The organism is Cognatiluteimonas profundi, from assembly GCF_009792795.1.
Taxonomy (GTDB): Bacteria; Pseudomonadota; Gammaproteobacteria; order Xanthomonadales; family Xanthomonadaceae; genus Cognatiluteimonas; species Cognatiluteimonas profundi.
Map to the genome: position 1 here is coordinate 106,097 of NZ_VKHQ01000004.1, position 25,538 is coordinate 131,634.

At 66.6% G+C, this 25,538-nt stretch carries 23 protein-coding genes; 16 read left to right on the plus strand and 7 right to left on the minus strand.

Annotation, left to right across the window (positions count from 1 at the left end; genetic code table 11):
• Window positions 1-3 precede the first annotated feature (3 nt).
• Both GST15_RS07085 and GST15_RS07090 read right to left on the minus strand, forming a co-directional pair.
• Entirely contained in the window at window positions 4-1,428 is a 1,425-nt protein-coding gene (locus GST15_RS07085) for a S8 family serine peptidase (RefSeq protein WP_159016570.1), read from the minus strand.
• Between the two features lie 312 nt (window positions 1,429-1,740).
• Window positions 1,741-3,363: a phytoene desaturase family protein gene (locus tag GST15_RS07090; protein WP_159016571.1), complete on the minus strand. Its 1,623-nt coding sequence runs from the start codon at window positions 3,361-3,363 to the stop codon at window positions 1,741-1,743.
• Window positions 3,364-3,685: 322 nt separating this feature from the next.
• Between GST15_RS07090 and GST15_RS07095 the strand changes: the two genes are divergently transcribed.
• A complete protein-coding gene (locus GST15_RS07095) occupies window positions 3,686-4,315 on the plus strand; it encodes a 1-acyl-sn-glycerol-3-phosphate acyltransferase (protein WP_159016572.1) in 630 nt (209 codons plus the stop codon).
• An 82-nt stretch (window positions 4,316-4,397) separates the two neighbouring features.
• Here GST15_RS07095 and groL read toward each other — a convergent pair whose 3' ends face one another.
• Window positions 4,398-6,041, minus strand: a complete 1,644-nt coding sequence (gene groL / locus GST15_RS07100) for a chaperonin GroEL (RefSeq protein ID WP_159016573.1) — start codon at window positions 6,039-6,041, stop codon at window positions 4,398-4,400.
• 106 nt (window positions 6,042-6,147) lie between these two features.
• On the minus strand, window positions 6,148-6,435 hold the full coding sequence (gene groES, locus GST15_RS07105) for a co-chaperone GroES (protein ID WP_159016574.1): 288 nt from the start codon (window positions 6,433-6,435) through the stop codon (window positions 6,148-6,150).
• A gap of 631 nt (window positions 6,436-7,066) precedes the next feature.
• On the opposite strand from groES, the gene GST15_RS07110 reads away from it, so the two are divergent.
• From GST15_RS07110 to GST15_RS07170, 13 genes are all read left to right on the plus strand, one after another.
• Entirely contained in the window at window positions 7,067-7,507 is a 441-nt protein-coding gene (locus GST15_RS07110; RefSeq protein ID WP_159016575.1) for a helix-turn-helix transcriptional regulator, read from the plus strand.
• A 39-nt stretch (window positions 7,508-7,546) separates the two neighbouring features.
• A complete protein-coding gene (gene cutA / locus GST15_RS07115; protein WP_159016576.1) occupies window positions 7,547-7,870 on the plus strand; it encodes a divalent-cation tolerance protein CutA in 324 nt (107 codons plus the stop codon).
• A gap of 4 nt (window positions 7,871-7,874) precedes the next feature.
• Window positions 7,875-10,295: a protein-disulfide reductase DsbD gene (locus GST15_RS07120; protein WP_159016577.1), complete on the plus strand. Its 2,421-nt coding sequence runs from the start codon at window positions 7,875-7,877 to the stop codon at window positions 10,293-10,295.
• Complete coding sequence (locus GST15_RS07125) at window positions 10,292-10,888, plus strand: TlpA family protein disulfide reductase (RefSeq protein ID WP_159016578.1); 597 nt, start codon at window positions 10,292-10,294, stop codon at window positions 10,886-10,888. Before GST15_RS07120 ends, GST15_RS07125 begins: the two co-directional genes overlap by 4 nt.
• 99 nt (window positions 10,889-10,987) lie before the next feature.
• On the plus strand, window positions 10,988-11,485 hold the full coding sequence (gene aroQ, locus GST15_RS07130) for a type II 3-dehydroquinate dehydratase (RefSeq protein ID WP_159016579.1): 498 nt from the start codon (window positions 10,988-10,990) through the stop codon (window positions 11,483-11,485).
• A 12-nt stretch (window positions 11,486-11,497) separates the two neighbouring features.
• Window positions 11,498-11,980: an acetyl-CoA carboxylase biotin carboxyl carrier protein gene (gene accB, locus GST15_RS07135; protein ID WP_159016580.1), complete on the plus strand. Its 483-nt coding sequence runs from the start codon at window positions 11,498-11,500 to the stop codon at window positions 11,978-11,980.
• A 90-nt stretch (window positions 11,981-12,070) separates the two neighbouring features.
• Window positions 12,071-13,438, plus strand: coding sequence for an acetyl-CoA carboxylase biotin carboxylase subunit (gene accC / locus GST15_RS07140; RefSeq protein WP_159016581.1), 1,368 nt, complete (start codon window positions 12,071-12,073; stop codon window positions 13,436-13,438).
• A gap of 1 nt (window position 13,439) precedes the next feature.
• Window positions 13,440-14,360: a 50S ribosomal protein L11 methyltransferase gene (gene prmA, locus GST15_RS07145; RefSeq protein ID WP_159016582.1), complete on the plus strand. Its 921-nt coding sequence runs from the start codon at window positions 13,440-13,442 to the stop codon at window positions 14,358-14,360.
• A 186-nt stretch (window positions 14,361-14,546) separates the two neighbouring features.
• Window positions 14,547-15,323, plus strand: a complete 777-nt coding sequence (locus GST15_RS07150) for a DUF3426 domain-containing protein (protein WP_233263096.1) — start codon at window positions 14,547-14,549, stop codon at window positions 15,321-15,323.
• Between the two features lie 100 nt (window positions 15,324-15,423).
• Entirely contained in the window at window positions 15,424-15,705 is a 282-nt protein-coding gene (gene fis, locus GST15_RS07155; RefSeq protein ID WP_159016584.1) for a DNA-binding transcriptional regulator Fis, read from the plus strand.
• Window positions 15,706-15,836: 131 nt separating this feature from the next.
• Window positions 15,837-17,408, plus strand: a complete 1,572-nt coding sequence (purH, locus tag GST15_RS07160; RefSeq protein ID WP_159016585.1) for a bifunctional phosphoribosylaminoimidazolecarboxamide formyltransferase/IMP cyclohydrolase — start codon at window positions 15,837-15,839, stop codon at window positions 17,406-17,408.
• A gap of 7 nt (window positions 17,409-17,415) precedes the next feature.
• On the plus strand, window positions 17,416-18,702 hold the full coding sequence (gene purD, locus GST15_RS07165; RefSeq protein WP_159016586.1) for a phosphoribosylamine--glycine ligase: 1,287 nt from the start codon (window positions 17,416-17,418) through the stop codon (window positions 18,700-18,702).
• A gap of 38 nt (window positions 18,703-18,740) precedes the next feature.
• Window positions 18,741-19,445 (plus strand): hypothetical protein, encoded by a 705-nt coding sequence (locus GST15_RS07170; RefSeq protein ID WP_159016587.1) that lies wholly within the window; start codon window positions 18,741-18,743, stop codon window positions 19,443-19,445.
• Window positions 19,446-19,447: 2 nt separating this feature from the next.
• On the opposite strand, the gene GST15_RS07175 is transcribed toward GST15_RS07170, so the two are convergent.
• The gene (locus GST15_RS07175) at window positions 19,448-19,846 is read right to left on the minus strand and encodes a transcriptional regulator (RefSeq protein ID WP_159016588.1); all 399 of its coding nucleotides are present in this window, start codon (window positions 19,844-19,846) and stop codon (window positions 19,448-19,450) included.
• A gap of 201 nt (window positions 19,847-20,047) precedes the next feature.
• Here GST15_RS07175 and GST15_RS07180 point away from each other — a divergent pair, with 201 nt between their 5' ends.
• Window positions 20,048-21,898 carry a site-specific DNA-methyltransferase gene (locus GST15_RS07180; protein ID WP_233263097.1) on the plus strand — a complete coding sequence of 617 codons (1,851 nt, stop codon included), beginning with the start codon at window positions 20,048-20,050 and terminating at the stop codon, window positions 21,896-21,898.
• 11 nt (window positions 21,899-21,909) lie between these two features.
• Here the strand turns inward: GST15_RS07180 and GST15_RS07185 are convergent, their stop codons facing one another.
• Together GST15_RS07185 and GST15_RS07190 are read right to left on the minus strand one after the other, a co-directional pair.
• Window positions 21,910-22,215, minus strand: coding sequence for a HigA family addiction module antitoxin (locus tag GST15_RS07185; RefSeq protein ID WP_159016590.1), 306 nt, complete (start codon window positions 22,213-22,215; stop codon window positions 21,910-21,912).
• A gap of 12 nt (window positions 22,216-22,227) precedes the next feature.
• On the minus strand, window positions 22,228-22,509 hold the full coding sequence (locus GST15_RS07190) for a type II toxin-antitoxin system RelE/ParE family toxin (protein ID WP_159017091.1): 282 nt from the start codon (window positions 22,507-22,509) through the stop codon (window positions 22,228-22,230).
• An 85-nt stretch (window positions 22,510-22,594) separates the two neighbouring features.
• On the opposite strand from GST15_RS07190, the gene GST15_RS07195 reads away from it, so the two are divergent.
• On the plus strand, window positions 22,595-25,537 hold the full coding sequence (locus tag GST15_RS07195; RefSeq protein WP_159016591.1) for a DEAD/DEAH box helicase family protein: 2,943 nt from the start codon (window positions 22,595-22,597) through the stop codon (window positions 25,535-25,537).
• Window position 25,538 lies beyond the last annotated feature (1 nt).

Genomic DNA, 25,538 nt, shown 5'->3' on the forward strand with positions numbered 1-25,538 from the left:
GGGTCAGTCGGCCTGCACCGCGCGCGCGGCATTGACACGGCCGCCACCGTAGGCCGGGTCGTTGCCAGGCTTGCCGAGGTCGTCCGACGTGGCCCGCAGGATCCGCTCGACCTCCGACGGGGCCATCGTGCCGCCATGCTTGCCGATGATCAGCGCTGCCACGCCGCTGACGTGCGGCGCCGCCATGCTGGTTCCGGCAGCCCAGCTGTAGGACGCGAACACCTGGCCGCCCGATATCGAATAACCGCCCGGCGCGAACACCAGGTCGAACACCCAGCACGGCCGCGTCAGGCCGCCGACGGTGCAGTTCTCGTTGCCTGGATACGCGGAGTCGCCGCCCGGACCCGCGAAGTCGATGCCCGACGCGCCGTAGTTGGAGTAGCTGGCGAGGTTGTCCAGGAACGTCGAAGTCGGCGCCTTCGCCCAGCCGATCGGCGCGGTTGCCGAAATCGACAGTGCGCCAGGCAATTCGGCCGGGAACGCACGCAGGTTGGCGACGTAGCAGGCGCCATCGGTATCGCAGACCTTGACGCCGCTGTTGTGGTCGAGATCCTGGGCATCGTTGCCGGCGGAGACGACGGTCAGGGCATTGCGCGAACGCGCGTACGCGACGGCACGCTTGGTGGCGTTGACCAGTTCGGCGACGTCATTGGCGCCCTTGCCGTTGACCGGCAGGCCGCCATGCACGCCCAGGCTCATGTTGATGACGTCGGCGCCGTGGTCGCCCGCGTACACGATGCCCTGGATGATCCCGGCAAAGCTGCCGCTGCCGGCGTCGGACAGGACCTTCACCGCGAGGATCTTGGCCTGCGGAGCGACACCGATCGTTCCGTAGCCGTTGTCGGGCGCGGCGATGATGCCGGCGACATGGGTGCCGTGGTTGAAGCCATTGATCACCGGGTGGCAGACGCCTTCGCCCGGGACGAAGGACGTGGATTCGCTCAACAGCAGGTTGGGCGCGATGTCCGGGTGCTGGCAGGAGATGCCCGAGTCGAGTACCGCGACCGTGGCGCCGGCCCCGCGGTAACCGGCATTCCAGGCGCCGGCGACGTCGATCGCCTGGCTGCCCCACTGCAGGTCGAAGCGGGTGTCGTCGTCGCCGGAGGCCGGCGGATTGGTGAAGTCGGCGTCCGTGACGCTGGTGGCTTCGGATGGCTCGGACTGGAAGTGGAAGTCGTATACCGCCGAGCGGATGCCCTGCAGCTTGGCCGCGCGCAACGCGAAGTCGCTGTCCGACGACTCGACCACGGCGACTCCGATCTGCGGCAATCGAGCGGTGATCGTGCCACCGGCAGCTTCCACCTTGCGCGCCAGCGCCGTGTCGAAAGCCAGCGACCTGGCGGTGACGATGTAGGTTGCGGCTTGCGCCGACGTGGCGACACCACAGAACGCAATGGCCATCGAAATGGCTTTGGCAAGTTTGTGCATTGGAGAGTCCTTTCGACTGTTGACGCGACCGAGGGGGGATGTACCAGAAACGTGACGGGCCGCACGCTTCCGGATCGACTCTACGTTGGCGACCCCAACCGCGCATGCTGCGTCGCAGCACCATCAGGGCAGTCGGAGCGTCACGGACCCCCAAAGAAAAAGCCCGCACCGGCGAACCGGTACGGGCCTTGCTCCCTCCCCCACGTCGGGTGCGGATTTATCGTGAAGGAAGCGTTATTCGGGTTGCACGCTGCACTGCAGCAATAAGCTGAGCGGTTCAGAAAAAAGTGCCGGCGACATGCGGGATTTCGCTCAATCAGGCCGTGGCTTGCGCCGCATGTCGCGCAGGATCTCGCGCGCGGCATTGCGCCCGGGCAAGCCGGTGACGCCACCGCCGGGATGGGTGCCCGATCCGCACAGGTACAGGCCACGCAGCGCACCGCGATAGTTTCCCTGGCCGAGCACCGGGCGCGCACTGAACAACTGGTCCAGTCCCAGCGACCCATGGAAGATGTCGCCGCCGACCAGGCCATATTCGCGCTCCAGGTCCAGCGGCGTCAGCGCCTTGTAGCCCAGCACGCTGCGGCGGAAATTCGGTGCATACGCATCGACCGTGTCGATCATCAGCTGGGCGACGGTGTCGCGATGCGCATCCCAGCCGCCGTTGTCGTCCATCACCGGATTGACGTGCTGGCAGAACAGGCTGGCGACGTGCTGGCCAGGTGGCGCCAGGGTGTCGTCGAGCGTGGAGGAAATCACCAGTTCGACGATCGGTTGGCGCGACCAGCCCGCGTTGTGTTCGCGCGACTTTGCATCGAAGTACGCCTGCTCGAAATAGCGCAGCGACGGCCCGACCAGGATGCCGGACTGGTGGTGCGGTTGCAGCTGCGTGCCGGGTGCGGCAGTGAAGTCGGGCAGCTCGGACAAGGCCACGTTCATGCGGAAGGTGCCCGATCCGCAACGATAGCGATCCATGCGGTCGGCGACGTCGGCATCCAGGTGCTCGCGCGCGACCAGCTTCTGGTACAGCAATTTCGGATTCACGTTGGAGATGACGGTCGGCGCATGCAGCTGGCGGCCGTCGGCCAGTTGCACGCCGACCACCTTGCCGCCGTGGACGAGCACCTGCGCCACGGCGGCGTCGGTGTCGACGACCACGCCGCGCGCCGCGCATTCCCTGGCGATCGCCTCGGTGATCGCGCCCATGCCGCCGATGGCGTGTCCCCACACACCGGATTTGCCGTTGACCTCGCCGAACACGTGGTGCAGCAACACGTAGGCCGAGCCCGGCGTGTACGGGCTGGCGAAGTTGCCGACCACCGAGTCCCAACCCAGTACCGCCTTGAGCGGCTCGGATTCGAACCAGGCGTCGAGCAGTTCGCCGGCCGACTTGGTGAACAGGTCCAGCAGGTCGCGGCGACCGCGCATGTCCAGGTGCTTGAGCCGCCTGGCGACGTCGAGCGACGACAGCCAGTCGGCGAGGACGAAGCCGTCGGTCACGTTCGGCGGCGTGCGGACCATCAATTCGCGCAGCACCACGACGACCCGATCGAGCATCGCGTAGTAGCCGGGCAAGCGCTCGGCGTCGCGCGTGGACCAGCGTGCCACCTCGGCCTGCGTGCGTTCACCGCCGAGGCGGAACGCACGGCCATCGGGCAGCGGCAGGAAGTTGGCGTAGGGCCGCTCGACCACGCGCAGGCCATGTTGCTGCAGGCGCAGGTCGGCGATCACCGTCGGGTTGAGCAGGCTCACCGTGTAGCTGGCGGTGGAATTGCGGAAGCCCGGGAAGAACTCCTCGGTCACCGCCGCACCGCCGACGATCGGGCGTCGTTCCAGCACCCGCACCTTCAGGCCCGCGCCGGCGAGATAGGCCGCGCAGACCAGGCCGTTGTGGCCGCCGCCGATGATCAGGGCATCGCAGGTTTCGCCAGCCATCCGTTTGACCCCTGAAGTGGATCGCGAGCATAGCCGGCACGCGTGGATGCGCCAAATGCGCGCGGCGATCCGCGGGTGCGGCGGCAGCATTCCGACGGGTTACGGGCTGGACTGTTCCAACCATTTGGCCGGGCCTTCCACGCATGCAGAGCGCGGGATGCGCAGCGTGCGGGCCCGCCGACCGGCCGGGCCGCGGGCCGTGGCAGGATTGACTGCGGATTCGGGGCACCGATGAACGCCACCGCCATCGACACAGCCGGCTTTACCAAACGTCGCGACGCTGTCGGTATCCTCCTCGACTCGACAACTCCACGCTGGACCCATGGCCACCACGCTGGAGCCTGCTCGGCACGACGACCCTGGCGCGATCCCGCCCCTGCCTCCGCACGCACCCTGCGCACGGACGCATCCCTGGGAACGCGCGTTCGCCGGCTGGCTGCTGCGCCGGGCCGGCTGGCAGATCAGGGGCCAGGTTCCGGATGTGCCAAAGGCCGTCATCATCTTCGCGCCGCATTCGTCCAACTGGGACGGCATCTGGATGTATTTCGCAACGACGGCGATCGGCCTGGACGTCTGCATCCTGGGCAAGCCGGTGTTGTTCCGGATCCCCATCCTGGCGTCGATCCTGCGGCGCTATGGCGGCTTTCCTGCCAGCCAGGATCCCGACAATCCGGTGCTCGACCAGGCCGGCGCGCTGTTCTCGGCCCGCGAGCGGTTCTGGTACGCGCTCGCCCCGGAGGGCACGCGCAAGCCGGTGACGCGCTGGAAGATCGGCTTCTGGAAGATCGCAAAAGCAAACGGCGTGCCGATCGTGCCGGTCTACCTGCATTACCCGGACAAAGTCGTCGGCATCGGCCCGGTGTTCCAGCCGGGCGACGACATGCGCGGCGACATCGAATCGCTGCGCGATTTCTACCGCCCCTGGCAGGGCAAGCACCACGGCCTGGGCTGAGTTGGCGCAAGGGCAATCGCCGCACAAAAAAAGGCCCGCTTTCGCGGGCCTTTCCTGTTGCATGTGACGCGGATACGGCTGCTTAGAAATCCATGCCGCCCATGCCGCCCATGCCACCGCCGCCGCCACCCATGGCCGGCTCTTCCTTCTTCGGAAGTTCGGCCACCATGGCTTCGGTGGTGATCATCAGGCCAGCAATCGAAGCCGCGTTCTGCAGCGCCGAACGGGTCACCTTGGTCGGATCCAGGATACCCATCGCGACCATGTCGCCGTACTCGCCGGTCTGCGCGTTGTAGCCGTAGTTGCCGGTGCCGTCCTTGACCTTGTTCAACACGACCGACGGCTCTTCGCCGGCGTTGGCGACGATCTCGCGCAACGGCGCTTCCATCGCGCGCAGGGCGATCTGGATGCCATGGTTCTGGTCTTCGTTGGCACCGACGATCTTGCCGACCGCGCCCAATGCACGAATCAGGGCAACGCCGCCGCCCGGGACCACGCCTTCTTCAACCGCTGCGCGCGTGGCGTGCAGGGCGTCTTCGACGCGGGCCTTCTTTTCCTTCATCTCGATCTCGGTCGACGCACCGACCTTGATCACCGCAACGCCGCCGGCCAGCTTGGCAACGCGCTCCTGCAGCTTCTCGCGGTCGTAGTCCGAAGAAGTGTCTTCGATCTGCGCCTTGATCTGCTTGATGCGGCCTTCGATGACGATGGACTCGCCGGCGCCGTCGATGATCGTGGTGTTTTCCTTGGTGACCTGCACCTTCTTGGCGCGGCCGAGATCCTTGATCGTGGCCTTCTCGAGCGACAGGCCGACTTCCTCGGAGATCACGGTGCCGCCGGTCAGGGTGGCCATGTCTTCCAGCATCGCCTTGCGACGATCGCCGAAGCCCGGTGCCTTGACCGCGCAGACCTTGACGATGCCGCGGATCGTGTTGACGACCAGGGTCGCCAGCGCTTCGCCTTCGACTTCCTCGGCGACGATCAGCAGCGGCTTGCCCGACTTGGCGACGCCTTCGAGCACGGGCAGCAGGTCGCGGACGTTGGAGATCTTCTTGTCGTGCAGCAGGATGAACGGGTCATCCAGCTCGGCCGACATCGACTGCTGGTTGTTGATGAAGTACGGCGACAGGTAGCCGCGGTCGAACTGCATGCCCTCGACGACGTCGAGTTCGTTGTCCAGGCCGGAACCTTCCTCAACGGTGATGACGCCTTCCTTGCCGACCTTCTTCATCGCGTCGGCGATGATGTTGCCGATCGACTCGTCGGAGTTCGCGGAGATCGTGCCGACCTGCGCGATCGCCTTGTCGTCGGCGGTGGGCTTGGAGATGTTCTTCAGCTCGGCGACGGCGGCGGTCACGGCCTTGTCGATGCCGCGCTTGAGGTCCATCGGGTTCATGCCGGCGGCGACCGCCTTCATGCCTTCGCGGATCAGCGCCTGGGCCAGCACGGTCGCGGTGGTGGTGCCGTCACCGGCGTTGTCGGAGGTCTTGGACGCGACTTCCTTCAGCATCTGCGCGCCCATGTTCTCGAACTTGTCGGCCAGTTCGATCTCCTTGGCGACGGACACGCCGTCCTTGGTGATCGTCGGCGCGCCGTAGCTCTTCTCGAGCACGACGTTGCGGCCCTTCGGGCCCAGTGTTGCCTTGACGGCATTGGCGAGAATGTTGACGCCGCGCAGCATCTTGGCGCGCGAGTCCTCACCGAAACGAATTTCCTTGGCAGCCATGTGGATTTACCTCAATTCAAAGTTGGGATTTGCAGGGCGGGTTTTAACCCGCCATCGGTGTATGGATTTCGGCGTGCGGCGGCGGGTTGAAACCCGCCCTACGCAATCAACCCAGGATCGCGAAGATGTCGTCTTCCTTCACCACGAGCAGGTCGGTGCCATCGAGCTTCACTTCGGTGCCGGCGTACTTGCCGAACAGCACCTTGTCGCCGACCTTGACCTTGGGGGTGCGCAGCGAACCGTTGTCCAGCGCCTTGCCTTCACCGACGGCGACGACTTCGCCCTTGATCGGCTTCTCGGCGGCCGAATCCGGGATCACGATCCCGCCGGCGGACATCTTTTCTTCTTCCATGCGCTTGATGACGACGCGGTCGTACAGCGGCTTGATATTCATTGGCAACCTCTAAGTGGTTGATTGGGATGGAAATCGGCCGATCATTCTAGCACTCGACATATTCGAGTGCCAAAGGCCGGCAACAAAAATGCCCGCTGAACGGGACGATCCAGAGATGGGGCGACCGTGTTGGCGTTTCAAGTGCGGCCGGCCGCGTCAGGCCAGTGGATCGACGCCGTGCCGGCACCCGGACACAACAAGGCCCGCAAGCGCGGGCCTTGTTGTTGCCGCAAATAGCGTCCCCGACGGGCAGTGGATCACTTCTGCCGCCGGCAGCCTGTACGCCGTCCCTGGCATCCGGGCCCACGACTGTGGCCCGCTATCCCTCCCCCGACATCCCTGTTGCAGCGACCCGGATCAACCGGGCCAATCCACCCACGTCCGTGTGAGTGCCAACCTCCCTGTCGGCGCACGCAGCATCCCGCGCGGCATGGAAATAGTGAAGACCCGGCGGGGGCGAAAAAGGTGAAGGATGATGGCCCTGGAGGTCTCGCAGGCCCCGTCTGCGTACACGTTGCCGCCGTATGGATACCGATAGCGGACGTATTGACTTGAATATCGCTATCAGGGTTAATCCGAGTAGCCGGTCACGCTTCCATGGCCGCCAGCACCATGCCCAGGGGGAGGAGCCATGCCATCGCAGTCCCGCATCCGGCTGGCCAGGCGCCACGCCGGGCTGTCGCAAATGCAACTGGCCGACGCCGTCCACGTCCAGCGCAGCGCCGTGAGCCATTGGGAATCCAACCAGCCGAAGAATCCCAGCGTCACCCATTTGCGGGAGATCGCGCGGGTGACCGGCGTGCAATTCGAATGGCTGGCGACGGGGCGCGGGGGCATGGCCCTGTGCGACGACGTCCGGCTGGCGTCGGTTCCCACCGCCGATGCCCTGCTGGTGGACGAGCCCATCGAGTTGCGCCTGATGCGCGCGTTCCGGGCGGTGTCGGCATCGTCGCGGGTGTCGCTGGTGGAAATCGCCGAGCAGCTTGCCGCCAGTCGCACCGGGCGCCCGAAAGACGGCGCGGTGCGACTGGGTCCAGCCTCGTCCGGCGATCTCGGCGGATCGGGACAATGAGATCATGCGCACCCTGATCTGCTGGATCCCCCGACTGTCGTGACCGTGCTCGTCTGTTATTGCAGCTGCCCCGACCCGCTGAGCGCCGATCGCATCGCGCAGGCGCTCGTGGACGAACGCCTGGCGGCATGCGTCAACGTGGTCCCCGGCGTGCATTCGGTGTATCGCTGGCAAGGCGCCGTCGAGCGTGCCGACGAAGTGCTGCTCCTGGTCAAGACGACGAACGCGCGCCTGGAGGCGCTGACGGCGCGCGTGCGCAGCCTGCATCCGGATGAACTGCCGGAGCTGGTCGCAGTCGAAGTGGCCGGTGGTTCACCCGCTTACCTGGCCTGGGTCGCCCAACAGACCCGCCCCGGAGACTGATCGAATGTCGTCATGGATGCCCAATGCGCCGGCGGCCCGCCGCGTGCGCGCCCTGCTGTCGGGCATGGTGCTGTGTTGTGCCTCGTTGCTGGGCACGGGCGCCCGCGCCGCCGTCGATCCCTCGCAACTGCTGCCGGTCGACCAGGTCTTCGTGCTCAGCGCGAGCGCGCCCTCCCGCGATCGGATCGAACTGCACTGGAAGATCGCCGACGGCTACTACCTGTATCGGCACCGGATCGGCGTGCAATCCATCGGCGACGGTTTCGCCGCCGATGCCTTGCAGTTGCCGCATGGCGACAAGCACCACGACGACTTCTTTGGCGACGTCGAGACCTTCCGCACGCAGCTGACGGCCGTGCAACCCGGCACCGCGGCCAGCGGCGCATCCACGGCGACGCTGCGCGTGAAATACCAGGGCTGCGCCGACGCTGGCGTCTGCTATCCGCCGCAGACGCGTACGCTGACGGTCGCATTGCCGGGCGCGGCTGCCGCGCGACCGGCGGCGGATGCCGCGACCGGCGATGCCAGCTTCGCCGCGCTGGGTCGCGCGCTCGGCGCCGGCGCGGCAACGCCGTCCGGCACCCTGCAGGCGGGCATGAGCGCTGCCCAGCCACTGCCGGCGGAGCAGGCGTTCGGCTTCGAGGCGATCGTCGGCGATGCCAACACCCTGCTGCTGCGTTTCACTCCCGCCAAGGGCTATTACCTGTATCGCGACAAGACCGCGCTGCGCCTGTCCGGTGGCAGCGGGATTGCGCTCGGCCAGCCGCGATGGCCGCAGGGCACGCTGCATCGCGACGAGCATTTCGGCAACGTCGTCGTCTATTTCGACCAGGTCGACGTGCCGCTGCCGCTGCGTCGCGCCGCATCCGGCCCAGTCGAGGTGACGCTGACCGCGACGTTCCAGGGCTGCCAGACCGGTGGCATCTGTTATCCGCCGATGGTGCGCAAGGTGTCGCTGGCGTTGCCTGCAGCGATCGCCGCGACGACTGCCGCGGCCGCTGCACCCCTGGCTGCCGATGGCGGCGCCGATGCCAATGCCGCAACTGCCGCGCCGCAGCCAGCGGTCGCCGCTCCGACGCAGGCCGGCAAAGGCGCAATCGCCGCGGTCGCCGGCACACCGCTGCTTGCGGATACCGGGCAATCCGAGGACAGCCGGCTGGCATCGGGGCTGGCCGGGTCCAACCGCTGGCTGACCTTGCTGGGGTTCTTTGGTGCGGGCCTGCTGCTGGCGTTCACGCCCTGCGTGTTGCCGATGATCCCGATCCTGTCCGGGCTGATCGCTGGCCAGCGCACGCGGGTCGGCACCGGCGGCGCATTGCTGCTATCGCTGGTGTACGTCGTGGCCAACGCGCTGGTGTTCACCGCTGCCGGCGTCGTCGCTGGCCTGCTGGGTGCCAACCTGCAGGCGGCGTTCCAGAATCCGTGGATCATCGCCGCGTTCGCGGCGCTGTTCGTGGCGCTGGCGCTGTCGTCGTTCGGCTTGTTCGAGCTGCAGTTGCCGATGGGCCTGCGCTCGCGGCTGGGTGCGATCACCGATCGGCAGCGCGGCGGCTCGCTGGCCGGGGTCGCGGCCATGGGGGCGCTGTCGGCGCTGATCGTCGGTCCCTGCGTCGCGCCGCCGCTGGCCGGCGCGGTGCTCTACATTGGCCAGAGCCACGATCCGGTGCTCGGCGGTGCCGCGCTGTTCCTGCTGGCGATGGGCATGGGCATGCCCTTGCTGGCCTTCGGCGCCGCTGCCGGACGCGGGATGCCGACCAGCGGGCCGTGGATGATGACGGTCCAGCGCGTGTTCGGCTTCCTCTTCCTCGGGCTGGCGATCTGGATGTTGTCGCGCATCGTGCCGGCCGTGGTCGCGCTGGGGCTGTGGGGATTGCTGGCGCTGGCCGTGGCCGCCTGGGCCTCGACCGTGGCGACGTCGACATCGCGTGCGCGCTGGCTCGCCCGGTTCGCGGCGCTGGTGCTGGCGGTCGTCGGCGCGGCACAGCTGCTGGGCGCGCTGGGTGGCGGCAGCGATCCGCTGCAGCCGCTGGCGGGCGCGTTCGGTTCGCGCCTGCCGGCGACCGGCCTGGCGTTCCGCACCATCAAATCCTCCGCCGACCTGGACCGCGAGATCGCGGCCGCCGCCGCCGCCGGCAAGCCGCTGATGTTCGACTTCTATGCCGACTGGTGCGTGAGCTGCAAGGAAATGGAGAAGTACACCTTCACCGATCCGTCGGTGCACGCGGCCCTGGCCGACTTCGTGCTGCTCAAGGCGGATGTCACCGCGAATGACGCGACCGACCAGGCATTGATGCAGCGCTTCGGCATCATCGGCCCGCCCGCCACGCTGTTCTTCGGGAACGGCGCCGAACAGCGCGGCCTGCGACTGGTCGGCTACGAGGCCACGGCGCCGTTCGTTGCCCGCGTCCGCCGCGTGGCGCGATGAGGCCAACCGCCCGGATCCTGCTGGTCGCCGTGGTCGCGGGGGGCCTGGGCCTGACGGCCAGCCTGCTGACCACCGGTCCCGGCCCCTTGCTGCGCAGCGAGCTGGGCCAACGCGCGCTGGGGGCATTGCTGGCCGCACGTGCGCCGGAACCGGCCGCGGGCACCGTGGTGGCCAAGCCAGGCGAGCCCCTCCCGGCCATGACCCTGCCCGACCTGCGCGGCCAACCGGTCTCCCTGCCGACGGCCTATGCCGGGCGTCCGTTGCTGATCAACCTGTGGGCATCATGGTGCGGCCCCTGCGCCAGCGAAATGCCCGAATTGCAACGCTTCTCTCGACAACAGGCAGCCAATGGCGTGCAAGTGGTCGGCATCGCGCTCGACGATCCCGCCGCCGTGAAGGCCTTCGTCAAGCGCCTCGGCGTGAGCTATCCCGTGCTGCTGGACGCGCCCGGCCCAGCCGATGCCGGGGTGCGGCTGGGCAATCCAGCCGGCGTGCTGCCGTATACCGTACTGGTTTCCCCGCAGGGGATACTGCTGAAGCAGCGGATCGGCCCGTTCGGTCCCGGCGAAGTAGCGACCTGGGCAGCGCCGTGAACCCACGGCGGACAATCGCCTAAAACCCGGCAACGTCGTCGAACTGGACACCATCGCCGGGGTCACGCAGACTGCGCGTCCCCCGCCCGGTGTCGACGGATGGCCAAGCTGCTGGTCCTGCACGGTCCCAACCTCAACCTGCTCGGCACACGCGAGCCGGCGGTGTACGGCCACACCTCGCTGGACGCCATCGATACAGATCTGCGCAGCCGCGCCGAATCGGCCGGGCATGCGCTGGAGAGCTTCCAGTCCAATGCAGAGGCTGCCCTGGTCGACCGTGTGCAGGCCGCGCGCAACGACGGCACCGCCTTCATCGTGATCAATCCGGCGGCATTCACCCACACGTCGATTGCGCTGCGCGACGCACTGGCAGCCGTTGCCGTGCCCTTCATCGAAGTGCACCTGTCCAATCCGCACGCCCGCGAGCCATTCCGGCACACCAGCTATTTCAGCGACCTTGCCCTCGGCGTCGTCAGCGGTTTCGGCGCCGACAGTTACCGCTACGCCCTCGACGCCGCGCTCGCCCGGATCGACCAGCCGGCCGCGATCCAACCTGGTGCGCTGCCGCGTCAGCACACCCCCGAATCCACTTCCTGAAGAGAACCCCGAATGGATCTTCGCAAGATCAAGAAGCTGATCGACCTGCTCGAGGAATCCAACCTCGCCGAAATCGAGATCAAGGAAGGCGAGGAATCCGTGCGCCTGGCCCGCACGCCGCGCGGCGCCTACGCCCCGGCGCCGGCCATGTATGCCGCGCCACCGGCACCGGCCGCGCACGCCGCGCCGAGCATGCCGATGCAGTCGCCGACCGAAGCGGCGACCGGCGGGCAGTCCAAGGCAGCGTCGGACCTGCCCGATGGCGACATCGTGCGGGCACCGATGGTCGGCACGTTCTACACCTCGCCGGCGCCGGACAAGCCGGCCTTCGTCAGCGTCGGCCAGGCGGTCAAGGCCGGCGACACCCTGGGCATCATCGAGGCGATGAAGATGTTCAATCCCATCGAGGCCGAGGTGTCCGGCACCGTGCTCAAGGTGCTGGCCGAAAGCGGCCAGCCGGTCGAATTCGACCAGCCGTTGTTCGTGATCGGGTGAGCGGGGCTTTCGAGCGGCGCCTGCCGCGAGCCCGCGAACGCACGCCGGCATGCAAGCCGGCGGGCCGGACAACTCTTATGGAATCAAACCATGCTGGATAAAGTCGTCATCGCCAACCGCGGCGAGATCGCGCTGCGCATCCTGCGCGCGTGCCACGCGCTGGGCATCCGCACGGTCGCCGTGCATTCCACCGTCGACCGCAACCTCAAGCACGTCGCGATGGCCGACGAGTCGGTCTGCATCGGTCCGGCGCCCTCGTCGGAAAGCTATCTCAACATGGCGTCGATCATCGCCGCGGCGGAAGTCACCGACGCGCAGGCGATCCATCCGGGCTACGGCTTCCTCAGCGAGAACGCGGATTTCGCCGAGCGCGTGGAGCAGTCGGGTTTCGTCTTCATCGGGCCGCGCGCGGAGACCATCCGCCTGATGGGCGACAAGGTCGAGGCCATCCGCGCGATGAAGGAAGCCGGCGTGCCCTGCGTTCCCGGCAGCGGCGGCCCGCTGGGGGACGACACCGGCACCAACATCGAGATCGCACGGACGATCGGTTACCCGGTCATCGTCAAGGCGGCCGGTGGCGGTGGCGGCCGCGGCATGCGCGTGGTGCATACCGAGGCCGCGCTGGCCACGGCGATCGCGACCACCAAGCAGGAAGCCAAGGCCGCGTTCGGCAACGACATGGTCTACATGGAGAAATTCCTGGAGAACCCGCGCCACGTCGAGATCCAGGTGCTGGCGGACGGCCAGGGCAACGCGATCCACCTGGGCGAGCGCGACTGCTCCATGCAGCGCCGCCACCAGAAGGTCGTCGAGGAAGCGCCCGCGCCCGGCATCACGCCGGAGCAGCGTGCGGCGATCGGCAAGGTCTGCGTCGACGCCTGCATCCGCATCGGTTATCGCGGTGCGGGCACCTTCGAGTTCCTGTACGAGAACGGCCACTTCTATTTCATCGAGATGAACACCCGCATCCAGGTCGAACATCCGGTCACCGAAATGATCACCGGCGTCGACCTGGTCCGCGAGCAACTGATGATCGCCGCCGGCCTGCCGCTGTCGCTCAAGCAGAGCGACATCGTGATCGACGGCCATGCGATCGAGTGCCGCATCAATGCCGAGGACCCGGATACCTTCATGCCGTCGCCCGGCCTGATCCAGCACTTCCACGCGCCCGGCGGTCCCGGCGTGCGCGTGGACTCGCACATCTACGAAGGCTATCGGGTGCCGCCCAACTACGATTCGATGATCGGCAAGCTCATCGTCCATGGCGCCGACCGGCAGCAGGCGATCGCCCGCATGCGCGTCGCGTTGAGCGAACTGGTGGTCGACGGCATCAAGACCAACATCCCGCTGCAGCAGCGCATCCTGTCCGACAGCGGCTTCCAGCAGGGCGGGCAGAACATCCACTACCTCGAAAAACGCCTCGCGGAGCGCAAAGAGAAATCCTTGTCGATCGTCTGACATGCCCTTCCTCGAACTCATCGTCCCCTGCGGCAAGGCGGAGCAGGCGCGCTACGAACACGCGCTGGAAGACCTCGGCGCCCTCGCTGTGACGTTGCTCGACGCCGATGCCGACAGCAGCAACGAACACGCCATCCTCGAGCCCGGGGTCGGCGAGACGCCGCTGTGGGACGCGCTGACGCTCAGCGCCCTGTTCGCGCATGACACCGATGCGTTGTCGCTGCTCGCCGCGCTGGAGGCGTTCGACGGTGGGCTGGACTGGTCGCAGGCCCGACTGCGTGCGGTCGCCGACCAGGACTGGGAACGCGTCTGGATGGACCAGTACGTGCCACTGCATTTCGGCAAGCGCACCTGGATCGTGCCCTGGAACCAGCCGTTGCCCGACGACGCAAACAACACCGATGCGGCGGTGGTGCGACTGGATCCGGGTCTGGCATTCGGCTCGGGCACGCACCCCACGACGTCGCTCTGCCTGCAGTGGCTGGACGCCATCGCCTACGAAGGCGGCCTCGCCGGGGCAACGGTGCTCGATTTCGGCTGCGGCTCGGGCATCCTCGCACTGGCCGCGCTCAAGCTCGGCGCGGCGGGCGCGGTGGCCGTCGACAACGACCCGCAGGCGCTGATCGCCACGCGTGACAACGCCGAGCGCAACGGTGTCGCGGACCGCTTGACCGTTGCCGCCGCCGACCAGGAAGTCCCTGCGCGCTATCCGGTGGTGGTGGCCAACATCCTGGCGTCCGCGCTGGATCGCCTTGCCGATACGCTGGCCGCACGCGTGCAGCCCGGCGGATGCATCGCGCTGTCCGGCATCCTGTTCGGGCAGGAAGACGCGCTGCTGGCGCGCTACGCAGCCTGGTTCGACGACTTGCAGGTGGTGCGCGAGGACGACTGGGTCCGCATCGACGGACGCCGTCGCGACTGACGCGGATTGGCGCGCGCGCCGTGCTTGAATAGACCGATGTTCGTCCTCTGCCCGCACTGTCAGTTCCTCGTTGGCCTGGAGCCCGGCAACGAGCTACCCCCCGAACGCTGCCCGCGTTGCCGGCAGCCGCTGCAGGCTGCGCCCGCGCCTGGGCTTGCGTCCGTGCCTGGGGAAATCCTGCCGCCGATGCCCGTGCCTGAGCCGGAGGTGGCGTGCGCCCCGCCCGCGGACGACGCGCCGATTGCCGAACCGGTCGAACCCGCCCCGGAAGCGACAGCCGACGACTTGGCGATGGCGGAGCAGCGCGACGAGGCCGCTGCCGCAGCCGCGACACGACTTGCGGCCGAATTGCCCGTCGCGCCCGGCAGCGAGCAGTTGATCGACGACGACGTCGTTGCATCCACATCGGTTGTCGATGATCCATCGGCAGCGATCGTTCCGGCCATCCCCGCTCCGCGAAGCGGGCGGTCGCGCACCTGGCGGCCACCCGCCGCCGCGAGGCGCTGGATCATGCTGGCCAGCATCCCGGCGCTGCTGGTCCTGCTGGCATTGCAGTCGCTGCTGTCCGATCGCGCGCGCCTCGCCGCCGATGCGCGATGGCGGCCCGTGGTGGCCGCAGTCTGCGGCGTGCTGCGCTGCGAGCTGCCGCCGTGGCACGAGCCTGGAGCATTCACGCTGCTCGATCGCGATGTGCGGCCGGATCCGGCCAGGCCGGGCGTGTTGCGCGTCACCGCGGTGTTCCGCAACGACGCACGCTGGGCGCAACCATTTCCATCGTTGCTGCTGACCTTGTCCGATGCCGACGGCCGCATCGCCGGCGCGCGCTTGTTCACGCCCGGCGAGTACCTGGGTGACGCGCCGCATACGCAAAAAGGACTGGGCAGCGGACAGAGCGCACGCGTCACGCTGGACGTCGTCGAGCCCCCGCAGGGCGTCGTCGCATTCACCTTTGACCTGCGTTGAATTTCAGTGACCCGGCATTGGCGCGGGCGCCGACCCCGCGCTAGACTCGCTCCCCCGTCATGCACTGGCGGTGTGTCGCACGCTGCATTGGGGACCCTCGTTGAATTCCGCCGACCGATCCGATTCCATCGGCAATCCGAATCGCGCCAGCGCGCGGGCACCGTTGCGCGAGCACGTGGCCACTTCGGTCCGCCGCTACCTGCGCGACCTCGATGGATCGTCGGCCGACGACCTCTACGAAATCGCCCTGCGCGAACTCGAGATCCCGCTGTTCGCCGAAGTGCTGAACCATTGCGACGGCAACCAGAGCCGCGCCGCGGCGATGCTCGGCATCCACCGCGCAACCCTGCGCAAGAAACTGCGGGATTACGGCATCGCCTGAGGGCCGGGGTTCAAGAACGCCCGCACGCGGGTCCCGTTTGCGCGCGGCGGCGCGCCGGACTTTCGAGCCATACGCCTGCGATCGCGGCGCCCCGCTATAATTCGCGGCCCTCGCCGACCCCCGACTCCCGCATGTCCGCAGACCATCTCCCCGTGCGTCGCGCGTTGCTGTCGGTGTCCGACAAGACCGGCCTGGTCGAACTGGCGCAGGCGCTTGTCGCACTCGGCATCGACCTGGTCTCGACCGGCGGTACCGCCGCGGCCATCCGCGACGCCGGATTGCCGGTGCGCGATGTCAGCGACCTCACCGGCTTCCCGGAAATGATGGACGGCCGCGTCAAGACGCTGCATCCCATGGTCCATGGCGGGCTGCTTGGCCGCTCGGGCACCGACGATGCGGTCATGGCGGCGCACGGCATCGAGCCGATCGACCTGCTGGTCCTCAACCTGTACCCCTTCGAGACCGTCGCCGCCAATCCCGATGCCTCGATGGAGGACATCATCGAGAACATCGACATCGGCGGCCCGGCGATGCTGCGTTCGGCGGCCAAGAATTACGCGCGCGTCGCCGTCGCGACCGATCCCGCGCAATATGGCCAGGTCGTCGCCGAGCTGCAGACCAACAAGGGAACCCTGTCGGCGGCGACGCGTTTCGCACTGTCGGTCGCGGCATTCAATCGCGTCGCGCGCTACGACGCCTGCATCAGCGACTACCTGTCCTCGCTCGATGCCGCCGGCGGGCGCGCGCTGTTCCCGGCGCAGCAGAACATCACCTTCGTCAAGGCGATGGACCTGCGCTACGGCGAGAATCCGCACCAGCAGGGCGCGTTCTATCGCGACGTGGATCCGGTTGCCGGCGCCCTGGCGACCTTCACCCAGTTGCAGGGCAAGGAGCTGAGCTACAACAACCTGGCCGATGCCGACGCCGCGTGGGAATGCGTGCGCCAGTTCGACCGCGCCGCATGCGTCATCGTCAAGCATGCCAATCCCTGCGGCGTCGCCGAGTCGCAGAGCTGCCTGGACAGCTACGAACAGGCCTATGCGACCGATCCGACCTCGGCATTCGGCGGCATCATCGCCTTCAACCGCAAGCTCGATGCGCGGACGGCGAAAGCGATCCTGGACCGGCAGTTCGTCGAGGTGCTGGCCGCACCGGACTACGAGCCCGGCGCGCTGGAAGTCTGCGCGAAGAAAGCCAACGTGCGCGTGCTGCGGATCCCCGAAGGGCCGGCCCGCAACCGCTTCGACTTCAAGCGCGTGGGTTCGGGCCTGCTGGTGCAGACCAGCGACGACCGCGAAGTGACGCGCGAGGAGCTCAAGGTGGTGACGCGCCGCGCGCCGACGCCGACCGAACTGGACGACCTGCTGTTTGCCTGGCGCATCGCCAAGTACGTCAAATCCAATGCGATCGTCTATGCGCGCGACCACCGCACGATCGGCATCGGCGCGGGGCAGATGAGCCGCGTGATCAGTGCGCGCATCGCCGCCATGAAGGCGGAGGACGCCGGGCTCGGGGTGAAGGGCTCGGTGATGGCCAGCGATGCATTCTTCCCGTTCCGCGACGGCATCGACGCCGCTGCGGCCGCCGGCATCGTCGCGGTGATCCAGCCCGGAGGATCGATGCGCGACGCCGAAGTGATCGCTGCCGCCGACGAGCACGACATCGCGATGGTCTTCACCGGCATTCGTCATTTCCGGCATTGAGGACTTCATGAAAATCCTCGTCGTGGGTGGTGGTGGGCGCGAACACGCGCTGGCGTGGAAGCTGGCGCAGTCGCCGCGCATCGATGCGGTGCTGGTCGCACCGGGAAACGCCGGGACCGCCGCCGAGCCGAAGTGCCGCAACGTCGCGGTCATGGCCGATGACATCGACGGCCTGCTGGCGCTGGCCCGCGACGAGTCCGTCAGCGTCACGGTCGTCGGTCCCGAGGGCCCGCTGGTGGCGGGCATCGTCGATCGATTCCGCGCCGCCGGCATGCGCATCTTCGGGCCGACGGCAGCGGCCGCGCAGCTCGAAGGCAGCAAGGCCTTCGCCAAGGATTTCCTCCAGCGCCACGGCATCCCGACCGCGCATTACGCGGTGCACACCGATGTCGCTGCCGCGCTCGCGCACGTGCGCGGCATCGGTGCGCCGATCGTGGTCAAGGCCGACGGACTGGCCGCCGGCAAGGGCGTCGTCGTCGCGATGACGCTGGCCGAGGCCGAAGCGGCAGTCACCGACATGCTTGCCGGCAACACGATGGGCGCGGCGGGTGCGCGCGTGGTGATCGAGGAATTCCTCGCCGGCGAGGAAGCCAGTTTCATCTCGATGGTCGATGGCGTCACCGCGCTGCCGATGGCGACCTCGCAGGACCACAAGCGCGTTGGCGACGGCGACACCGGGCCCAACACCGGCGGCATGGGCGCGTATTCGCCAGCGCCGGTCATCACCGCCGACGTGCATGCGCGCGTGATGCGCGAGGTCGTCGAACCCACCGTGCGCGGCATGGCCAGCGATGGCATTCCCTTCACCGGCTTCCTTTACGCCGGGCTGATGATCGATGCGTCCGGTGCGCCGAAAGTGATCGAGTACAACGCGCGCTTCGGCGATCCGGAGACGCAGCCGGTCCTGATGCGCCTGCAATCGGACCTGCTCGACCTGGTCGAGGCGGCGATCGATGGCCGCCTGGACCAGGTGCAGGCGCAGTGGGACCCGCGCGCATCGCTCGGCGTGGTCATGGCCGCCGAGCATTACCCCGCGACACCGCGCCTTGGCGACCCGATCAACGAGTGGGACGTGCCCGACGTGGCCGACACCAAGGTGTTCCACGCCGGCACGCGCCAGGTCGACGGCAACATCGTGACCTCGGGCGGACGCGTGCTGTGCGTGTGCGCGCTGGGCGTTTCCGTCGGCGCTGCGCAGCGCAAGGCCTATGCGCAGGTGGCCGGGATTTCCTGGCATGGCGAGTTCCACCGGCACGACATCGGCTGGCGGGCGATCGGGCGGGAGCGCGGCTGAAGCGCAGGACGGCCACGCACCGACCGCTGTCATTCACCATGTCCAATCTTGATTTCGCAGCGATCGCTGCCTTCCTCGACGGCTATGCCGCGGAGCTGAAAGGCATCCTTGGATACTCGCGCGGACAGTGGGACAAAGGCGACCTGTACGGCGAGGCCTGCCTCGCAGCGATCGCACTGGGCGACAAACAAGGATGCGCCCTCGACCTCGATGATCTGGAGGATGTCGATCGCTTGCTGCGCCGCCTGCGCAGCCGCGCCCGCAGCGCGGGTGGTGTGCTGCGCAGCGCCGAGCGTCCGGACCAGTTCGCGCCTGATGCGGGAGAACGCGGGCCTCGCTCATGGGATCGGTTGGCCCCGAACGAAGCCGAGCATCCGTTATCGCTGCTCGAAGCACTCGAATCCGTCGTCCCCGAACCCGAGCCGGTCGACCCCTATCACTCCGAAACCGCAGCGTGGCGATGGCTGGTAGAGCGTTTCGACCGACGCATGGTCGATATCGCCGCATTCCTGCTGATATCCACGTCCTGGTGCCGGGTGCGTCGGCGGCGCGCCCGGCATCGCGCCAGTACCCAATGGCAACTGCCGCATCGGTTGCTGGTCGGCGGGGCTGACACCAACGCGATCCAACCCTGGCGCAAGTTCAAGTTGCCGGCACGCGATCCGGCAGCGCCAGGGCAACTCGTGTTGAACTACTGGACGCGGCCGAAGCAGCCGGCCCGCGGGCAACTCTGGCTGCTGTAACGCTAGACACCCTTCGATCCGATGCGTGGCGCGGACAACGCCATGATCAGTTCGCGGACCAGCTTGCGCTGCGCAACCGGCAGGCCGACAAAAGCCTCGAACACCGCACGATCCTGGGTGCTCATGGCTTCCCAGACGGCCGGACCCTCGCCGATCCGTGACTTGCCACCGAACTGCAGCTCGTGCGGTTCCAAGCCCACGATCGCCGCCAGCACCCGGATCTTGTCCTGCTTTGGCATCGACTTGCCATTGAGCCAGCCGGATATCGCCTGCGCGGTCACCGGCGCTCCCCGGTAGCGGGAATTGAACCGCTTCTCGATCACCGCGGGGCTGGCCTCGATGCCGGCGTCTTTCAGGGCGGTGCGCAATCGCGCTGCAAATTCCGCTTTCTCGTCCTTCATGGCACCGGACGGTAGTGGCCGCGCGGACTGGCATTGGAAGTTTTTCTTTCACTTTGATGAAAGTTTTGCTTTCATGTCGACTCAACGCGCGAACCCGCCGGGTCCATGCCCAAGTCCCTCCTCGAACAACTGCCAAGGATCGTTGCCGAGGGACGGCAGCAGGCGGAACGCATCCTGGAGAGCCTGGAAAGCCGCCATCGGGTGGCGTTGCAGACGCGCGAATGGGTGCTGCCATCGAAGGACACCGCCGCCGCCGACTGGATCGCTACTGCGCAGCGACGCGCGCACCTGCAGGGCGACACCAACGGCGAAGCGGGCTGGAGCAACCGCCTGATCTACGGCGACAACCTGCTGGCGATGGCCGCGCTGCTGGCAGGCGACGCGCACACACCGAGCCTGCGCGGCCAGGTCGATCTGATCTACATCGACCCCCCGTTCGACTCCAAGGCCGACTACCGCACCAAGGTCACGCTACCGGGCGTTGAACTGGAACAGCGGCCGACGGTGATCGAGCAGTTCGCCTATTCCGACACCTGGTCGGATGGCACCGCCTCATATCTGGCGATGATCGTGCCGCGGCTGGTGCTGATGCGCGAACTATTGCGCGATACCGGGTCGATCTATGTGCATCTGGATTACCACGTAGGTCATTACGTGAAATTGGTGATGGATGAAGTATTTGATCGAAAAAATCTCAAGGGCTGTTTGATATGGCAGTTGGGTACGGGTGCTAAAGGTCGACAAGAATGGAGCAACCAGCACAACGACATTCTTTGTTATTCAAAATCGACTGCGTTCACATTCAATCATGCAGTCGAGCAACTCCGTCAGCCCTTTGCCGAAACAAGCCAGGCAATGCATTTCACAAACATCGATGCCGACGGACGTCGATACCGAGAACGCATTGTTAATGGGAAGAGCTACATCTATTACGCAGACGAAGGCAGGCTGGTTGGAAGCGTCTGGACGGATTGCCCATCAATGGCAGCCAACTCCCCGATCCTTAACGAATCGGTGGGCTATGACACACAAAAGCCAGAAAAGCTTCTCGCCAGAATTATTGCCGCCTCATCTAATTCTGGCGATCTAGTCGCCGACTTCTTCGGTGGCTCCGGCACCACTGCCGCCGTTGCCGAAAAACTCGGCCGCCGCTGGATCACCAGCGACCTCGGCAAGCCGGCCTGCATGATCATGCGCAAGCGCCTGATCGACCAGGGCGCGAAGCCGTTCCTGTACCAGGCGATCGGCGATTACCAGGTCGAGGCGGCGAAAAGCTCGCTCGGCCGCAACTTCCGCATCGGCGACCTGTCGGGCATCGTGCTGTCGCTGTACGGCGCGCTGCCGCTGCAGCCGGAGGACAACCCGCTGCGCAACCTCGGCGCGGTGGTCTATGCCGGCAAGAAGACGCTGGTGCTGGTCGATTCGCCCAACAAGCTCACCGGTGACGCCACCCTGCGCAAGGCGATCGCGCAGCGCGAACACCTGCTCGGCGGCTGGGATCGCGTCGTGGTGCTGGGCTGGAACTTCGAGCCGTCGATCGGCCAGAGCATCGCCGCGCTCAACGATCCGCGACTGGAAGTGCTCGTGATCCCGCCGGACCTGCTCGACCGCCTGCGCAAGAAAGGCGGCATCGAGAAGCTGCGCGGGCAAGTGCGCTTCTCCACCCTGCAGTACCTGACGGTCAAGCCGGTGCAGCGCCAGCGCAGCGGCGACAACGACCAGCTGCGCGTCACCCTCGACAACTACGTGCTGCTCTCGCCCGAAGCGATCAACCTCGACGAGGACAACCGCGGCAAATTGCACAAGGTGATGAACGCCGAACCGCTGGCGCTGATCGAATACTGGGCAGTGGACCCGGATTACGACGGCGAAGTGTTCCGTTCGGTCTGGCAGGACTACCGCGGCAATACCGCCAACGACGGCGATGCGTTGCGTGTGGTCACCGAAGCAAACTTCACCGTGCCAAGCAAGGCCGGCGCGCGCCGCGTCTGCGTGCGCGCGGTCGACGTGTTCGGCTTCGAGGCCGAAGTGGTGCAACTGGTGAAGGAATGAACCAGCCGCGTCTATGCGGCGAGGCGTCGCACCTTGCCCAGGCTACCCTTGAGTTCGCGCTCGGCGATCTTGAGGTCGTAGCTGGTTTGCCAGTTCAGCCACATCTGCGGGGTCTGGCCGAAAGCGCGTCCGAAGCGCAACGCGAGTTCCGCCGTGACCGGCCGTTCGCCGCGGATCACGTGCGAAATGCGCATAGGCGAGACATCGATCGAGCGCGCGAAAGCGGCCTGGCTCATGGCGAGATCATGCAGGATTTCCTCGAGCAGTTCGCCGGGGTGAATCGGCGGCAGACCATTCTTGATGGCGGGAATGGACATGATTGCGGTTCCTCAGTGGTAATCAACGATCTCGACGTCGAAGGCGTCACCACCCTCGAAGCGGAAGCACACCCGCCATTGATCGTTGATGCGGATGCTCCATTGGCCTGCGCGGTCGCCCTTCAAGGCTTCGAGACGATTGGAGGGCGGGTAGCGCAAATCCTCCGGACACGCGGCGAAGTGCAAATGCTGCAGGCGCCCTATCGCACGTCGCACGATGCCTTGCGGAAGTCGCCGCGACCGTCCTGTTGCGAACAGCGATTCGGCTTCCCTGTCGACAAAGCTCCTTATCACCCGGTCACTCCTGTTTACCCGGCGAACTCCCGCCCAATCACCATAAACAATTTGTTTACTCCTTGCAAGCGCGTGGAGCAGGATCATGCGTGAGCCCGCCAATCCGCTGGCGCTGGCCGAAGCACTGACCGCACGCACGCAGCAGTTGTGCATCGGCCTGGAACACGGCATCGCCGACCTCTACGACCTGGTCACGCCAGTAACTGCGGAACTGCTGCGCTGGTGGTTCGGCGAGGATGCCTGCCAGTCGCGCGCGTTCAACTTCCACCCGGGCCAGCGCCAGGCGATCCTCAATGTGATCGTCGCGCATGAAGTGCTCGCGAGCCCCAACCTCGCCGATCTCTACAAGCAGGTCTGCGCCGAGGCACTGCTCGAAGGCACCCGCCTGGCCGAAGTCACCCAGGGCAAGCACGCACACCCGAAGTACTGCCTGAAGATGGCGACCGGCACCGGCAAGACCTGGGTGCTGCAGGCGCTGCTGATCTGGCAGCTGCTGAACAAGACCGCGGCGCTGGACGAAGGGCGCGACGATCCGCGCTTCACCCGCCGCTTCCTGATCGTCGCGCCCGGGCTGATCGTGTACGAGCGCCTGCTGGATGCCTTCCTCGGTAAGGAACGCGAAGACAAGAGCCGCGACTTCGCGAGCTCCGACATCGCCTCCTATGCTGACCTGTTCATGCCGCCGGCGCGGCGCGAGCGGATCCAGCAGTTCGTGCGCGGCAATTTCTGCATCAAGCAGGACATCGGCCTGAAGGCCACCGGCAACGGCATGATTGCGGTGGCCAACTGGCACCTACTGAGCGAAGTCGAAGAAGAGCAGGAAGCGATCGAGGCCGAGGATGCCATCGATGCACCGGCGCTGGTTGCGGATGCCGACGTCGTCGCACGCATGGTGCTGCCGCTGGCACCAGGGCGCGCCACCGGCAACAGCCTGGACATGCTCGACCGCCGCTGGACGCGCGGCAACGTGCTGTCCTTCCTTGCCGAACTGCCAGACCTGCTGGTGTTCAATGACGAAGCGCACCACATCCATGAACTGAAGAAGGAAGGCGAGTCCAGCGAGGTCGAATGGCAGAAAAGCCTGTCGCGGATCGCCGAAGGCAAAGGCCGGCGCTTCGTGCAGGTCGACTTCTCCGCCACGCCGTACAACGACATCGGTACGGGAAAGAAGAAGGGCAAGCTTTACTTCCCGCACATCGTGGTCGACTTCGACCTCAAGACCGCGATGCGGATGGGGCTGGTGAAGTCGCTGGTGCTGGACCGGCGCAAGGAGCTCGGCGCGCTGCCGCTGGAGTTCAAGGCCGAGCGCGACGACGATGGCAACATCAACCTGTCCGAAGGGCAACGGGTGATGTTGCGTGCCGGGTTGTCGAAGCTGCGCAAACTGGAAGCCGACTTCGCCAGAATCGACCCGGGGCGCCATCCCAAGCTGCTGGTGGTCTGCGAGGACACCAAGGTCTCGCCGCTGGTGGCCCGATTCCTCGTGGACGAGGGCCTGCACGAGGATGATGTTCTGACCGTCGATTCGGGCAGGAAAGCCGAACTCGGTGAGAAAGAGTGGGCACCGCTGCGGCAGAAGCTGTTCAACATCGACAAGCATGCACAGCCGCGCGCGATCGTCAGCGTGCTGATGCTGCGCGAGGGCTTCGACGTCAACAACATCTGTGTGATCGTGCCGTTGCGCGCCAGCGGCGCGCAGATCCTGCTGGAACAGACCATCGGCCGCGGCCTGAGGCTGATGTGGCGCGAGCCAGAATATGCCGACCTCAAGCGCGAGAACCGCGAGCGCATCAACCACGGCGAGGAGCCGGGCAGCCTGATCGACATCCTTTCGATCGTCGAGCATCCGGCGTTCCAGGGTTTCTACGACGACCTGATGGCCGAAGGCCTGGTCGGCATCACCGGCGACGATGACGACACGACGGCGACCGGCGACCTGCTGGCGGCGGAGCTGCGCGAAGGTTACGAACGCTTCGACTTCGCCATCCCTTTCATCCTGCGCGAGGCTGACGAGAACGTCGACCACCTGCCGATCGAGATCGCGTCGCTACTGCCGTTCGCGGCGATGCGCCGTTCCGAACTGCAAAGCCTGCTCGGCAAGGGCGACACGTTCACGTCGCAGGACCTGCAAAGCAGCACATTGTTCGGTGACTACCGCGTCGACGGCGCGGTGATGAACGTCAGCGGCTACAACGAGCTGCTGTCGCGACTGACCCGGCGCATCGGCCAGGGCCTCAACGAGCCATTGCCTCGGGGCAACCGCATCGCCGAACACCTGGCGACGCCTTACCTGCAGATCAATACGGTGCAGCTGGCGACAGCACTGGATGACTACATCCGGGAGCGCCTGTTCGCGGAGGCGTTCGAGCCGTTCGACGAGGAGGGCTGGAAACTACTGCTGTTGCAGCCGGTGGTCGACCACATCGTCAAGGTCTTCGGGCTGGCACTGGTGAAATCAGAGGATCGCGTCGTCGTCGGCGAGACCGAAGTGCGCCATCGTCGCCTGTCGGAAGTGTCGAAGCTGATGGTCCGCGAGAGTTCTTCTCTTGAGGTCGGCAAGTGCATCTACACGCGGCTGGCATATCCGAGTCGCAGCGGCGGTCTGGAGAAAGCCTTCATTGAGTGGGCGCAGGCCGACAGCGGCATCGAGGCCTTCTGCAAGATCAGCGAGAACCGCCACGACTTCGCCCGGATGCGCTACGTCAAGGACGATGGCCTGCCGGCGTTCTATTTTCCCGACTTCATGGCACGCACGGCCGACGCGATCTACATGGCCGAAACCAAGGCGCAGCAGCAGGTCGCGCATCCCAATGTGCAGCGCAAGCTGAAGGCGGCGGCGACCTGGTGCGAGCGGATCAATGCGTTGCCAGCGGAACTACGCGGCGAGCGCAACTGGCATTACGCGCTGGTCGGTGAGTCGCTGTTCGAGGATTGGCGACAGAAAGGCGCGCGCCTCGGCGAGCTGCTGGCGTTCGCGCGCGTGCGCCCAGCTTTGCGCGCGGACGCGCAAGGCGACCTCGGTTTGTAGG